Origin of the sequence: Paenibacillus woosongensis, from assembly GCF_030122845.1 — a bacterium.
Taxonomy (GTDB): Bacteria; Bacillota; Bacilli; order Paenibacillales; family Paenibacillaceae; genus Fontibacillus; species Fontibacillus woosongensis_A.
Window position 1 is genome coordinate 3,054,722 of record NZ_CP126084.1, and the last position, 13,017, is coordinate 3,067,738.

Annotated in this window: 15 protein-coding genes; 9 read left to right on the forward strand and 6 right to left on the reverse strand. The window is 48.0% G+C overall.

Annotated elements, in window-relative coordinates:
* The first annotated feature begins 2 nt into the window (after positions 1-2).
* The 3 genes from QNH46_RS13955 to QNH46_RS13965 are packed head-to-tail and all read left to right on the forward strand — an operon-like array spanning position 3 to position 2,542.
* Complete coding sequence (locus tag QNH46_RS13955) at positions 3-1,202, forward strand: Ger(x)C family spore germination protein (RefSeq protein ID WP_283924860.1); 1,200 nt, start codon at positions 3-5, stop codon at positions 1,200-1,202.
* Positions 1,199-1,411 carry a hypothetical protein gene (locus tag QNH46_RS13960; protein ID WP_283924861.1) on the forward strand — a complete coding sequence of 71 codons (213 nt, stop codon included), beginning with the start codon at positions 1,199-1,201 and terminating at the stop codon, positions 1,409-1,411. Before QNH46_RS13955 ends, QNH46_RS13960 begins: the two co-directional genes overlap by 4 nt.
* 33 nt (positions 1,412-1,444) lie before the next feature.
* The gene (locus QNH46_RS13965; RefSeq protein WP_283924862.1) at positions 1,445-2,542 is read left to right on the forward strand and encodes a GerAB/ArcD/ProY family transporter; all 1,098 of its coding nucleotides are present in this window, start codon (positions 1,445-1,447) and stop codon (positions 2,540-2,542) included.
* A 134-nt stretch (positions 2,543-2,676) separates the two neighbouring features.
* Here QNH46_RS13965 and QNH46_RS13970 read toward each other — a convergent pair whose 3' ends face one another.
* Positions 2,677-3,513, reverse strand: coding sequence for a prohibitin family protein (locus QNH46_RS13970; RefSeq protein WP_283924863.1), 837 nt, complete (start codon positions 3,511-3,513; stop codon positions 2,677-2,679).
* A gap of 52 nt (positions 3,514-3,565) precedes the next feature.
* Here QNH46_RS13970 and QNH46_RS13975 point away from each other — a divergent pair, with 52 nt between their 5' ends.
* Positions 3,566-3,808 carry a hypothetical protein gene (locus QNH46_RS13975; protein ID WP_283924864.1) on the forward strand — a complete coding sequence of 81 codons (243 nt, stop codon included), beginning with the start codon at positions 3,566-3,568 and terminating at the stop codon, positions 3,806-3,808.
* Between the two features lie 129 nt (positions 3,809-3,937).
* Here the strand turns inward: QNH46_RS13975 and QNH46_RS13980 are convergent, their stop codons facing one another.
* Positions 3,938-4,744 carry an ABC transporter ATP-binding protein gene (locus tag QNH46_RS13980; protein ID WP_283924865.1) on the reverse strand — a complete coding sequence of 269 codons (807 nt, stop codon included), beginning with the start codon at positions 4,742-4,744 and terminating at the stop codon, positions 3,938-3,940.
* 171 nt (positions 4,745-4,915) lie between these two features.
* Here QNH46_RS13980 and QNH46_RS13985 point away from each other — a divergent pair, with 171 nt between their 5' ends.
* The 3 genes from QNH46_RS13985 to QNH46_RS13995 all read left to right on the forward strand — a co-directional run bounded on the left by QNH46_RS13985 (position 4,916) and on the right by QNH46_RS13995 (position 7,527).
* On the forward strand, positions 4,916-5,770 hold the full coding sequence (locus QNH46_RS13985) for a GNAT family N-acetyltransferase (RefSeq protein ID WP_283924866.1): 855 nt from the start codon (positions 4,916-4,918) through the stop codon (positions 5,768-5,770).
* Positions 5,771-5,907: 137 nt separating this feature from the next.
* Positions 5,908-6,771 carry a class I SAM-dependent methyltransferase gene (locus QNH46_RS13990; RefSeq protein WP_283924867.1) on the forward strand — a complete coding sequence of 288 codons (864 nt, stop codon included), beginning with the start codon at positions 5,908-5,910 and terminating at the stop codon, positions 6,769-6,771.
* A gap of 3 nt (positions 6,772-6,774) precedes the next feature.
* A complete protein-coding gene (locus QNH46_RS13995) occupies positions 6,775-7,527 on the forward strand; it encodes an RluA family pseudouridine synthase (RefSeq protein ID WP_283924868.1) in 753 nt (250 codons plus the stop codon).
* A gap of 253 nt (positions 7,528-7,780) precedes the next feature.
* Here the strand turns inward: QNH46_RS13995 and QNH46_RS14000 are convergent, their stop codons facing one another.
* From QNH46_RS14000 to QNH46_RS14010, 3 genes are all read right to left on the reverse strand, one after another.
* Positions 7,781-8,194 (reverse strand): hypothetical protein, encoded by a 414-nt coding sequence (locus QNH46_RS14000; RefSeq protein WP_283924869.1) that lies wholly within the window; start codon positions 8,192-8,194, stop codon positions 7,781-7,783.
* Between the two features lie 386 nt (positions 8,195-8,580).
* Positions 8,581-8,991, reverse strand: a complete 411-nt coding sequence (locus QNH46_RS14005; protein WP_283924870.1) for a MarR family winged helix-turn-helix transcriptional regulator — start codon at positions 8,989-8,991, stop codon at positions 8,581-8,583.
* Positions 8,992-9,254: 263 nt separating this feature from the next.
* Complete coding sequence (locus QNH46_RS14010; protein WP_283924871.1) at positions 9,255-10,322, reverse strand: branched-chain amino acid aminotransferase; 1,068 nt, start codon at positions 10,320-10,322, stop codon at positions 9,255-9,257.
* 228 nt (positions 10,323-10,550) lie between these two features.
* Here QNH46_RS14010 and QNH46_RS14015 point away from each other — a divergent pair, with 228 nt between their 5' ends.
* Positions 10,551-11,237 carry an SOS response-associated peptidase gene (locus QNH46_RS14015; protein ID WP_283924872.1) on the forward strand — a complete coding sequence of 229 codons (687 nt, stop codon included), beginning with the start codon at positions 10,551-10,553 and terminating at the stop codon, positions 11,235-11,237.
* Between the two features lie 212 nt (positions 11,238-11,449).
* Here QNH46_RS14015 and QNH46_RS14020 read toward each other — a convergent pair whose 3' ends face one another.
* The gene (locus QNH46_RS14020; protein WP_283924873.1) at positions 11,450-11,905 is read right to left on the reverse strand and encodes a hypothetical protein; all 456 of its coding nucleotides are present in this window, start codon (positions 11,903-11,905) and stop codon (positions 11,450-11,452) included.
* A gap of 205 nt (positions 11,906-12,110) precedes the next feature.
* Here QNH46_RS14020 and QNH46_RS14025 point away from each other — a divergent pair, with 205 nt between their 5' ends.
* On the forward strand, positions 12,111-12,989 hold the full coding sequence (locus tag QNH46_RS14025; protein ID WP_213591944.1) for a LysR family transcriptional regulator: 879 nt from the start codon (positions 12,111-12,113) through the stop codon (positions 12,987-12,989).
* Positions 12,990-13,017 lie beyond the last annotated feature (28 nt).

Here is a 13,017-nt window from a genome sequence, read left to right on the forward strand (position 1 = left end):
CCTTGAGCAAGCTGAGATGCAAACCGTTTCTCGTCATACTATCTGCCCTGACCTTCTTGACCGCAAGCGGCTGCTGGTCCCCCGTCGAACTGAATGACCGGGCGTTCGTTAGTCTGATGATGATTGATCTAACAGAGGATGGACAATTCGAACTGACTCTCGGCTTCACGCTTCCCAACCGGATGATTCCCGGACAAGTCGGCGGGTCGGGTGAGTCAGGCAAGGAACCGTTCGGCTATGTCACGAAAACCGGTAAAAATCTGCCGCAAGCCTATCAGGAAATTCAAAGCGATATTACAAGAAGAATTACCTTCGGACAAACGCGAACCATCGTCATTGGCAGCGCGCTGGCGAAGCATGGGCTCGATCCTCTATTGGAATTTAGCAGCCGTCATATCACCTTCCATATTAGCGCCAATCTCTTCGTAACTCAGGGTAAAGTACTGGAGCTCGCGGAGACCCCGACAACATTCGAGCGTTTCGTTCCCGTCATTTTAAGATCCTATATCAGTCATAGGCAGACCATCGATACTACGCTTCGGGACGTTCTTCGCGCCAGATACAGCTCGGGAGATATTCTTGTGCCAATACTGACTTTAAGCAAACCGCCGAGCACGATGGCAAAAAAGGAAAAAAGCGAAGTCTGGCTCGGCATCGACGGAGCAGCTATTTTTGTAAAAGGGCGAATGATCGAACAGCAGTTGAATAAGGAAGAAATGAAGAGCGCCTTATTACTTAATTCTAACGTCAGCGAGATGACGTTTCGCATTGATTCGCCTACAGACGGCAAGGAAATTACTTTCAATATAGAGGATGTCTCCACGAAGATCCAGGCCGGGCGCAAGGATAATACGCCAAGCATCCGTCTGATAACCAGAGGGATGGCCTCGATCCTAACCTCCGATTCCAAGCTCGATCTGCTGAACGATCAACAGCTTATTTTGCTGCAAAAAGAGCTGAACCAGGAAATTCGAAGCCGGATGATGCAAATGATCAGCTCAACGCGCGCGGTTAAGGCTGACGTTTTCCACTTAAATCAATATATTGACTGGAAATATCCAGATATATGGAAAAGGCTTCGGTCAAACTGGGATGAGTTCTATGCGAAAGAACTCGATATCGAAACGGCAGTCAATATCCGAATTCGCGGAACCGGTGAAGCTTACCGGTCAATCAGAACGAAATGGAGAGAAGGCACGTGATTGTAATTGCCCTTGTTTTTGTTCTAATCGGCCTATTTGAATGGTCCGACTGGCGCAAGCGCCATGAGGCCACGGCCAAACTGTGGAGACCCATCACGGTGATTGCCATGCTGCTCCTTTCACTGGAAGCTTATTTCCTGGCTAAGGACAACTGGAATTTTGAAGAAACCCTGCACGGGCTCTACAGCCTGTTGGGCCGATGGCTGTAGCAAGCCGCATCATTTCTCGGGAGGAAACCATAGATGGAGAAGATCACGCGCCTGCAAGTATTTGCCATGTATAATCTATACATATTTACAGTAACCATCGCCTTTATGGTGGGCCTGTACATCCAAGACAGCCACTACTCCACACCCGTGAGCATCTTGATTGGCGGCCTGATCAGCATCCTTTTTCTGTACCCTGCCTACAAGGTCACCGTCAGTCGGCCGAACGAGACGATCATCCAATATGGCAGCAGCATCGTGGGCAAAGTGCCGCATGTTTTTTTTATTCTCGTGATTGCCGTTATGAATCTGCTCCTTGCCGCAGTGAATTTACGCGAGCTCGAGGACTTCCTCATACAAGTGTACTTGCCTGGAACTCCGCCATGGCTAATCGCCCTGATGTTCGGATCCTGCGTCGCCTATTGCGTCCGCTCCGGCGTCACGACGGTTTTTCGAGCCGCTCTGGGCGTTTTTTTTATTAGCGCTCTAGCTTTTGTCATCACTCCTTTCATGATGACGCAAGCGATGAAAATTGAAGTACTTCCCGCATTAATTAACCATTTGAACTTTAAACAGGTCGGCATGACCGTATTTGATTGCATCATTATTTTCGGGGAATTTTCCTTCCTGTTCCTAATCATGCCTTTCATTGGATCGCCCAAAAAAATTTATGGCACGGTAGCCTTGACGATCCTATCTTCCACCATTATTATTCTGTCCCATCTCATCCCGATTCTAATGATTCTAGGTCCGGAGCTAGCGGCTAATCTCACTTATCCTGATTTGGATCTTGTCCGTTCTCTGCGTACAGGATCATTTGTGGAAACCTTGGACCCTATTTTGATCGTGCTGTGGCTGACCAGTCTGTTTATAAAAGTCTCCTTCATGATATTCATTGCCGTCTATGCGGCATCCATATTGTTGAAGCTGCCGGATCACAAATCGCTGGCCTTGTCGTTTACAGCCTTTTCATGCATTCTATCCATGCTCCTCGTACGCTCGCAGATCGAGATGAATTATCTGCTTGTCAGGGGGCTGCCTCCGCTGCTGATTTTTACTGAATTTGTGATTCCGGTGATATACTGGATTGCAAACGCGATAAAGTCCCGCAACAAGAAAACAAAAAATGCCTGAAGTTCAAGTAACCATTCATGGAGCATGTAAAAGCGGAACGTATTTTATACAGCTAGTTAACTGATCCTGACCATCTAAAAACGAAAAACCGCCAAGCCACAGCTTGACGGTCCCGCATATTTTAACACTGCCTATTACTGCTGATTCACAAAAGACTGAATGTCGATGAACGGGGTGGCTCCTCCACTTACCGCAGGCAGACGTCCGTCCCATTTCTCAAGGGCCTTCTCCTGCACCTCGATTTGCTTCAATTGCACGAGCTCCGGCGTAACCTCCTGCTTCTTCAGCTTGAGGGACTCGGCTTCGGCTTGCGCCTGGGCGATCTTTTGTTTCGCTTCAATTTCGATCCGCTTCAAGTCATTCTCCGCCTTCAACGCCTGCTGCTGAGCGACCTGCTTCGCTTCAATCGAGTTGTCAAACGCCTCGGAGAACTTGAAATTCACGATATTGATTTCATTCACGATCAGATCATATTTGGCCATTCTCGCCGTCAAATGCTCGCTGATTTCTCCGGCTACGACATCACGCTTGGCAATCAAGTCCTCGGCGGGATACCTTGCGGTAACCTCCTTGACGACCTCCTGTACCGCCGGGTTGATAATAACCGAATCATAGGCTCCTCCGACGTTGTTCATCAAATTATAAGCCGACTCTTTATTGACGGAATAGTTGACGACAACATGCGTCGACACCGGCTGCAAATCCTTGGACGAGGCGGTTGTATCTGTTTCCGTCTTTGTAACCTGGGTATTCACCTGAATCACCGTTTGGATGAAAGGTATTTTCAAATGAATGCCGGGCGACAAAATATTGTCGTTCAGCTTTCCAAACGTTTTATACAACCCAACATGGCCGTACTGCACCTGCGTCACACTGTTCATCCCTACGAATGCCAGAATCACGATCGCTGCAATTGCAGCTATTCCTTTGTATCCCGTGTTTTTCCTTGGTTTGTTAGGTACTGCCTCCATTAAGATCCCCTCCACATATGTGTATCGCTCGCCAGCTGTCTTGGCGCCGTTAATGGATAATACGCATTACCATGCAAAAGGTAACAAAACTCCCTTCAAAAAATATCTGAGCGTAGCGTTAGGAGAAGTTGTTCAATGGGAACCATCCACAAAAACAGTATTTATCGGTGGGAAGATTGAATTAAAACCTAATCAGCTTAGCAGCGTGCTTGCGGAAGTACAGAGTATTTATGAAAATACAGGTGCTAAATTTGAAGGAGATATAACGATTATTTTGCGGAGGCAGCGACATTAACCAAGCTTATGTTAATAATACAATAGTTGTATTCAATTCTGGCAGTTTTGATAAGTGCTTCATTAAATAAGACTATACCACGAAATAGAACTTCCCAATAATTAGGGAGTTCTATTTTTTCAAATCGTTTTATTTTCTGGAAAGCCAGGCGCGTTCATTTCTCCAAGTGACATCTACCGGCAGTTCGAAGAAGTCCGACAAGGCTTCCCCGCTGAACAGCTCCTTCGTATTTCCCTGCATGAACACTTCGCCGCGCCGGAGGAGCAGTGTCTTGGCAAAAGCCGGAACAATCTCCTCCGTATGGTGGGTGACATAGATCATGTGCGGAGCGCCGGGCTGAACCGCCAGCTCCTGGATGCTGTCCAGCAGCCCTTCCTTCGAAATGAAATCGAGACCGTTCGCAGCTTCATCCAAAATAAGCAGTTTGGGTTCAGCCATCAGCGCCCTTGCAATGAGCAGCTTTTGCTGCTCGCCCTGGGAGCAAGTCTGATACGTGCGATCAAGCAAATGGCCGCATCTTAACTGGCCCATCAACATCTCCGCCCGGTCAAAATCCTCGCTGGACGGCTTTTCATATAACCCGATCGAAGCAAATTTTCCGCTCACCACCAAATCCTGTACCTTCTCGGAACCATGGATTCTTTGCTGCAAGGAAGAGCTGACCCAGCCAATCGATTTGCGCATCTCCCTGACATCCACTTCTCCATATTTATACCCTAGCACGGAAATCGTGCCCGTTGTCGGCCAAATATATCCGTTGATCATATTCAGCAAGGTTGTTTTGCCGGAGCCATTCAGCCCGAACAAAGCCCAATTCTCACCTGGCGCTATATGCCAGTCTATCCCGTGGAGTACGGCTTTGCCGTCTCGCCGCCACGTTACATTTCGCATCTCAATCACTTGGCTTAAACCATCTGATCCTTTCGATTCACTCATCTACAACGCCTCCCTGACTATACTGGCTTCCGTCCTGCCCCTATTCTTCTATGATGAATCTAAATGGCTATCCTATTGTATTTACAAAGCTAACCCGCTGGAATAAACTTGTCAAGTTAGGAAAATTGCATGATACCTCTTTATTCAAGAGATTGGATGGTGATTTAGATCATGGCGAATAGCCGTATTTGGGAAGAGGTTGCCGAGCTGCAGCGGGTTTGTGAGAAGCTGGGAGGATTCACTCTAAAACTGAACTGGGAAATCCTGCACAGCCGGAAAGACAGCAATCCGCAGGATTTATTCCTGCATCAGGACGGGAAGCTGATTGCCTTCCTGGGCGTTTACGATTTTGGTGGAAAAATAGAGCTCTGCGGCATGGTGCACCCCGATTACAGAAGACAAGGGCACTTTACCTCGCTTCTCGATCAGGCGATGCAGAGCAATAAGCTGCATGGTAGCAAAGAAATATTGCTGAACACGCCCGCCGCCTCCGACAGCGGAGTGAAATTCCTGCAAGCCCGGTCCTGCACGTATGCTTTGTCGGAATACCAGATGAAATACGAGGCATCCTCCGACCGCCTAGCAGCAGAGCAAAACGACTGCAGCCGCGTGGCGCTTAGAAAAGCCTCCTGTTCTCAGGCGGATCGTGAGATTTTGATACGTTTGGACGTAGAAGGATTCGGCCTTAGCCCGGAAGATGCCGCACGTATATACGAAGAAATCGGACCGGAGGACGCTTCCGGGTATGACATCATTGAACGGGACGGCATTCCTGTAGGCAAAATGAGAGTCTACCGTCATCAAGGGGAGAGCTGGATTTACGGCTTTGCCGTCTTCGCCTCCTGCCGGGGTCAGGGAATCGGCGGGAAAGCCCTTCGGCAAGTGATTGACCGGGAGCGCAAGCTCAGCCATGACATCTGGCTGGAGGTCGCCCTCGATAACCCGAATGCCCGCAAGCTTTACGAGCAGGCCGGGTTCGTCATGCAGGAGGTGCAGGATTATTACAAGGCACAGCCTTTTCTTTAATTTGTAGCATGGAGATGGAATAATGAGGTACAATAACATCCGTAGGTTTACAAGCGTATGCAGCGCCATATGAGACGGCCTGTCCGTTTTCATTTGATAGGATACCTCTAGAGGATATTGGAAGGATGGATGAACTCATGCATGTAGCAAACAAGTGGGAAGATTACGAGATCATTGACGCCGGAGGCGGAGAGAAGCTGGAACGCTGGGGAGATATCATTTTACGCCGCCCTGATCCGCAGATCATCTGGCCGATTCATCACGAATCACAACAGTGGAGAAATGTACATGGCCATTACCACCGCAGCTCCTCGGGCGGCGGGCAATGGGAGATGAAGAAGCAAATCCCGGAGCGGTGGACGATATCGTACGAGCAGCTTAAGTTTTACATTCGGCCTACGAACTTCAAGCATACGGGTCTATTTCCAGAGCAGGCGGCAAACTGGAGCTGGATGATGGACAAAATACAGCGCGCTGGACGGCCAATTCAGGTGCTTAACCTGTTTGCCTACACGGGAGGCGCTACAGTTGCAGCTGCTGCCGCTGGCGCATCCGTGGTGCACGTTGACGCGGCTAAAGGCATGGTGCAGTGGGCTAAAGAGAACGCCGCCCTATCCGGTCTTAGTGAACGGCCAGTCCGTTATATTACGGATGACGTATTCAAATTCGTCCAGCGTGAACAGCGGCGCGGAAATCGCTATGACGCCATCATCATGGACCCTCCTTCCTATGGACGGGGGCCTGGCGGCGAGATGTGGAAGCTGGAGACCAGCTTGTATCCGTTCGTGGAGTCGTGTTTGTCCATTCTGTCGGACAACCCTCTCTTCTTCTTGATCAATTCTTATACGACAGGCATCTCGCCAACCGTGCTGAGCAACATCCTGTCGATGACCGTGAAGAATCGGTACGGTGGTACTATCTCCGCCGGCGAGATCGGCCTGCCGATCACAAATTCGGGACTGAATCTGCCTTGCGGCATTCTTGGCCGCTGGGAGGAATAACCCATGACCGCCAACAATTACATCGAAGGCTCGACGCCTGCGAAGTCGGGCTTCGATATTTTATACGAGGATAACCATCTGCTGGGGATCGTCAAGCCGGTTAACATTCCGACCCAAGGGGATGCGAGCGGCGATCCGGACCTGCTGTCCTTGCTGAAGGAGGATATCAAGGAACGTTACCAGAAGCCGGGCAATGTGTATTTAGGGCTTGTCCATCGGCTAGATCGGCCAGTCGGCGGAGCGATGGTCTTTGCCAAGACATCAAAGGCCGCGTCCCGGTTATCGGAGGCCGTCCGCAGCCGCAACTTCGATAAGACGTATTTAGCCATTGTGCACGGTACACCACCGAAACGACAGGATCGCCTCACGAACACGCTTCTGAAAAACGAACGAACCAATACCGTATCGGTCGTCTCCAAGGGAACAGCGGGCGGCAAAGAAGCCATCCTCGATTACGAGGTGATTGGAACGGCCGGGAACGATGGCCTTTCACTGGTCAAAGTCACCCTGCTCACCGGACGCCCCCATCAGATCCGGGTACAGCTCAGCCATATCGGCTGTCCGCTGTACGGCGACCAGAAGTACGGACAGGCCTTCAACAAACCGGGCCAACAAATCGCGCTGTGGTCGCTGTATGTCGGCTTTCCGCATCCGGTAACCAAGGAACAGGTTCATATTACCTCCCTGCCGCCGGATGAGGCTCCTTGGAGCCTTTGGAGCAGGCAGACTTACCAGGAGCTGGCTCGGCAGCTCTGAATATCTATAAATATCAAGTAGGCGGGGGCCTAGTGCCCCCGTCTACTTGATTATATATTGATCGATACGACGATTCTTAAAAGTCTACTCTCCTTCGAAATAAATTTAAGAATTTGCTTTACTGTTAGATTGCTTGCAATAGGAAAACCACATGGAGTTGTTCACTGAACTGTAACCCGTAAGAGGTCACTTTTTTCAAAGTGTCCATATTACGGGTTACAGTTCACGCTCGCATGGGTTAATAAGATTAAACCTATGCAAATGTTATTCCACCATTTGCATAATGTTCATCTAAAAAGACATCTCTCTTCTTAATCTGATAATAATACAGCAAATTATCATGACTCTGTTCATGCAAAACAATTTTCACTAACTTTTCCTTCACTCTACTAATTAGTTGAAAAGTGCTGTATGAAACCTTCTTCAACTTCCAACCGTTAGTTAGAATTAGATCGTACTTCTTCCAGTCAAATCCAATTAGATTGATTTCATCAAAATATATAGCAGCATCAGGAGACTTAAGAATTCGCACCAGCATGCCTCTTTCCCGGTCTACTTTGTCTGAGCCCAATTCTTCAAATGTTATTTTTTGTGATTTTAACATAAAAAGCGCACTTATGATTAAAAGACAACAAAAGCCCAACAACATCATCCATTTTAATCTCATAATATCTCCTTAAAAAGTTGATCCCCAGATTCTCTTTCCTTGCCAATTTTCCTTATGGTGAACTACCTTTCTACTCGCTACTTCGGGCAGGTGAGTTTTAAAATAGTCTTGATTATTTGTTAACAAAATTATTATCTCTATTATCAGGTGTTATGCAAATAATGTTATAAAATGTTTATACTTGTAATAGAAACAAGAAAGGGAAATAAGAAAATGATGAGGAGGGTATAAGGAGATGTCCTACCTGTCATCTAGTTAAGCTGGTTCATAATGCTCGTTCCAGCATAAGATCACACCTCTTATCGTGCAATATTTTTAATAGCCCAATATAAACAGCAAAGACGCATGACCCTAAGGTAAGGATCACACGCCTCTAATGGAAATACCTATTTTGTCCCTGAAATTTTGCCCATTAAATAAACAAGCAGCTGCTGATTATGCGTAGAAATGCGGCTGAGCACACCGTCCAAATAGGCGTGACGGATCGAGATTCCCCGGTCGGCCTCCGCCTTGCCTTTTTCCGTAATCGATATCCAGACGATCCGCCGGTCTTCCTCGTCCCGGTCGCGGCGAATCAGCTCCGCCTTCTCCATCCGGTCCAGAAGCATCGTTACCGCCGCCGGGGTCGTTGCTAGAAACGGAATCAGATCCGACGGCTTCAACTGCCCATTCTGCTCCAGTACTTCAAGCACCGACAGCTGCGATGTGGTTAAGGTTGGCGCAAGCTCCTCTTCCAAATGATTCTGATAGTCCTTTACGATTTTGCTAAGTAACTTTCCGAATTCTTCCGTATGCATCATATCCCCCCTATCTCTGTCTGACTCAATAATTTATGAATAATGATTCGTTGGTTTTGTCCTATGTAAAGATGATGAGTGCGACGATAGTAGCCATGATATACATTACAATACACGTTTTTCTTAACGCCTTTAATTAAATTCGCCGTCCTTCGCTCAAAATCCTCCTTATTCCAAAAAAATCCATCCGTTTAAGTTGTTGCAAAAAAAACCAGCCGACTGCTCGGCTGGCTCAAAATTTCTAACGGAATTACAGCTATGGATTATTTGATCGGATATCTCCAGCCAAACGGATCATCAAGCTGCCCGCGCTGAATACCTGTGATCGTGTCATACAGCTTCTTAGAAATCTCGCCGGTCTTGCCGTCAGCTATGCTGAGCTCCAACTCTCCCCATTTCATGCTGCCGATTGGCGAAATGACGGCAGCCGTTCCCGTTCCAAAGGCTTCTTCGAGCTGTCCCTGCTTATGCGCTTCAACCAGTTCCTCCATCGCGACTTTGCGTTCGCTCACAGGAACTCCCCACGATTTCAGCAGCGCGATGACGGAATCTCGCGTTACCCCGGCCAGGATGCTTCCTGACAACTCCGGCGTAATTACCTCCCCATTCACCTTGAAGAAGACATTCATGCTGCCAACTTCCTCCACATACTTGCTCTCTACCCCATCCAGCCAGAGCACCTGCGAGTAACCCGACTTTTTGGCATCCTCCTGGGCTTTAATGCTGGCTGCGTAGTTGCTTGCCGTTTTAGCTGCCCCGGTACCGCCGCGGAAGGCACGAACATAACGCTGCTCCACATGAATACTGACCGGATGAATGCCCTCGGGATAATAGGAACCAACCGGTGAAAGAATGACCAGCAGCTTATACGTGTGCGAAGCCCGTACGCCGAGACATGGCTCAGTAGCAATGATAAACGGACGAATGTATAAGGCGTTCTCTTCTCCCGACGGAATCCATGAGGCATCGATTTTTATAAGCTCCGTGATCCCCTGCAGCAGCGTGGAAGGCTCTACCAGTGGAATGCTTAACCGCTCGCAGGAGTCGTTAAGCCGCTTCAGGTTCATGTCCGGCCGGAACAGCACCAATTCCCCGGCAGCCGCCCGATATGCTTTCATCCCTTCGAATACTTCCTGCCCGTAATGGAACACCATCGCCGAAGGATCAAGGGCAATCGGACCATAAGGCACGATTTTCAGATCATGCCACCCCGCCTCAAGCGAATATGCCATCGTCAGCATATGGTCGCTGAAATATTGCCCAAAGCCCAGGGCCCCCGGGTCCGGCTTCTGCTTCAAATTCTGACTTAACTCAATGTGCAAGCTCTCCATTACTACACGTCCTCTCGATTAATAACTCTATCTTTACTATAGCGCTCATTCAATCATTGATCAATAATATGATATCGATCATTATCATAGTTCATGTCTATAATACGCAAGCTTCACACCCGTTACATGTAAACTAAATGTCCACTGTCCTCCATGTTTGTGGGCTTTTGCACTTTTGGTTTATAATTTTTGCAAGAGCTTCGTAATTTTAATCGGGAGGACTGCCATATGTGTGGACGCTTTACTATCACAGTTCCTTATGAAGAACTATTGCTACGCTATTATATCGATGAAGATACAAACATAAACTATGAACCGTCCTATAACGCAGCTCCTATGCAATATATCCCGGCAGTGGTCAAAGGCAGTAACGGGAACCGGCTGGGGAGCCTTCGCTGGGGGTTAATCCCGTCCTGGGCTAAAGATGATAAAATCGCCAGCAAAATGATCAACGCACGGGCGGAAACGATCACAGAAAAACCATCCTTTAATCGATTGATCGCGTCTCGCCGCTGTATTATCCCTGCTGATGGTTTTTACGAATGGCAGCAGCGGGCAAAATCAAAGCAGCCGTTTCGAATCATATTGAAGGACGAGGGGATTTTCTCTTTCGCGGGGCTTTACGATATGTGGATGGATCCAAGCGGAAACAGACTGGCGACCTGCACCATCATCACTACTACGCCGAATCGTCTAATGGCCGATATTCATAACAGAATGCCAGTTATTCTCCAAAAGGAAGATGAAGCAGAATGGCTTGACAGGGATCATGCAGATGTAACGGCACTTATGCAATTGTTGAGGCCGTATGACTCCAATGAAATGAGGGCTTATCCAGTATCGTCTGAAGTAGGCAATGTGAGGAATAATGATGCTAAGCTGCTGGAAGAAGTAAAGCCTGCCGATCTTCTATAAGCAAGTGCGCTGTATCTCTTAGCCATGACCAACAATCCAGGCGATACAATAGCTAATACATTTGTCGCCAGTCCCAGGTGAGCTCAACCATAAGCACCCTCATGTGCTGCACCACGAAGTAAACCAGCAAGGAAGCCTCGGCGATAGTCCTTAAGGCTCGGCTCAGCAGGCATGAAAAAAGCACCTACAAGGTGCTTTTTTTAATTTAAGTGTTAGACATCTTCAAAAAAACAAAAAAATCTGTACGGAGATTCAGCAGAAGCATTTTTTTCATGATCCACTACCACATATAGTGTAGCCCCTTGAGGTACATATAGATATTGAAGGGCAATTGAATTACCATTCCCGTCCTTACTTAAATAAACTAAGTCGGATTGTCGTCCGTTGCCATAATCAATTCTATATCCTAAGCGAAATTTATTGGGATCACCCCCCTCAAATGCTACCCAAGCTTCAGCAAATTGATTTTTTCCAGTGTTGTTCGTCCATTTAAACCAGTCCTTATCACTGCTATCACTAGAAAGATAAAGACTGTAGAACTGTCCTGGAAAGTATGTTAGTGCAGTCTCTTGAGTATCTGCTACGCCAGGCATCGCACTAGCAGACGACGAGAATGTAAGTAATAGCACGGATGTAAAGAGAACAGTCAACATCTTCTTAAATTTCATGTTCTTCCACCCTTTACAGTATATTTGAATCGCGAGTTTCGGCTTAATTATATCGCTTGCTAACTTATAAAAGAATCCAACAAAACTACCATATCACCTCTAAATATATATTAGTTTGTAAATAATAAACCCTTGATATATATACGATTTTTGAATAATATGATCTACTATAATCATAGGTTATATCTATGGAAGAAGGGATAACTTGGAACATCGTCTGCTAGAATACTTTATCGCCGTGAGCGAGGAACTGCATTTCACGAAAGCCGCAGACAATCTGGGGATTTCCCAGCCGACGCTCAGCCACCAAATCCGCTTGCTGGAAGAGCAGTTAGGCACGCCGCTGTTCCACCGGTCAGGCAAGAAAATTCATTTGACCCAGGCCGGAACGGTTCTGCTGGAGCATGCCCGCCGGGTGTTTCACGAACTGGAGCAGGCGAAGCTGGTCATCGGCGAATTGACCGGGCTGCGGCGAGGCCGATTAAGAATCGGCTGCTCGGGCAATCATTTGCTGATCCAGTCCATCATTTCCTTTCACCGCCAGTTTCCCGGCATCGAGCTATCCATCGTCGAGCTGGCGACCGAAGAAACCCGCGATCGGCTGCTCACCAACAAGCTGGATCTCGGGGTCGTATTTCTGCCGCTGAAGGACGAGCAGCTTATCAGTCTTCCTCTGTATAAAGAGGAACTCGTCGTCATCGTTCCCCAAGATCATCCGTTTGCCGAATCGAGCGGTATTGAACTGCGAGAGCTGGCCCTGTCGCCTCTCGTCTTGTTTCCTCCGAAGTTTCTGGCCCGGCAAATGCTGGATGCGGCCTGTGCTGAAATTGGCATTCAGCTCAGTCCTGTCATCGAGTTGTCCACGATGGAATCCCAGTGCCAAATGGTAGCTCATCACGTAGGCTTGACCGTCGTGCCCAAATCCTACACCGCAACGCTTCGGGATCCGCGCCTTGTCAGCGTCCCCATCGCCGAACCTGCTCCCTACCGCAGTGTTGGCATCGTGTACCGCAAAGATACATACATGGATGCAGCCATTCAGGCATTTATCGAGCACTTATCCTCCAATTTGCAAACGGACTAACGAGTATTTCCTTTACCCCACATAGTCA

What these genes read in the sequence shown, in the direction of transcription:
- QNH46_RS13985 (WP_283924866.1), top strand. Translation starts at nt 4,916, where the DNA reads ATGGCGAATAGCCGTATTTGGGAAGAGGTTGCCGAGCTGCAGCGGGTT.
- QNH46_RS14015 (WP_283924872.1), top strand. Translation starts at nt 10,551, where the DNA reads ATGTGTGGACGCTTTACTATCACAGTTCCTTATGAAGAACTATTGCTA.
- QNH46_RS13995 (WP_283924868.1), top strand. Translation starts at nt 6,775, where the DNA reads ATGACCGCCAACAATTACATCGAAGGCTCGACGCCTGCGAAGTCGGGC.
- QNH46_RS13990 (WP_283924867.1), top strand. Translation starts at nt 5,908, where the DNA reads ATGCATGTAGCAAACAAGTGGGAAGATTACGAGATCATTGACGCCGGA.
- QNH46_RS13980 (WP_283924865.1), bottom strand. Translation starts at nt 4,744, where the DNA reads ATGAGTGAATCGAAAGGATCAGATGGTTTAAGCCAAGTGATTGAGATG.
- QNH46_RS13965 (WP_283924862.1), top strand. Translation starts at nt 1,445, where the DNA reads ATGGAGAAGATCACGCGCCTGCAAGTATTTGCCATGTATAATCTATAC.
- QNH46_RS13970 (WP_283924863.1), bottom strand. Translation starts at nt 3,513, where the DNA reads ATGGAGGCAGTACCTAACAAACCAAGGAAAAACACGGGATACAAAGGA.
- QNH46_RS14010 (WP_283924871.1), bottom strand. Translation starts at nt 10,322, where the DNA reads ATGGAGAGCTTGCACATTGAGTTAAGTCAGAATTTGAAGCAGAAGCCG.
- QNH46_RS13975 (WP_283924864.1), top strand. Translation starts at nt 3,566, where the DNA reads ATGGATAATACGCATTACCATGCAAAAGGTAACAAAACTCCCTTCAAA.
- QNH46_RS14000 (WP_283924869.1), bottom strand. Translation starts at nt 8,194, where the DNA reads ATGAGATTAAAATGGATGATGTTGTTGGGCTTTTGTTGTCTTTTAATC.
- QNH46_RS14020 (WP_283924873.1), bottom strand. Translation starts at nt 11,905, where the DNA reads ATGAAATTTAAGAAGATGTTGACTGTTCTCTTTACATCCGTGCTATTA.
- QNH46_RS14005 (WP_283924870.1), bottom strand. Translation starts at nt 8,991, where the DNA reads ATGCATACGGAAGAATTCGGAAAGTTACTTAGCAAAATCGTAAAGGAC.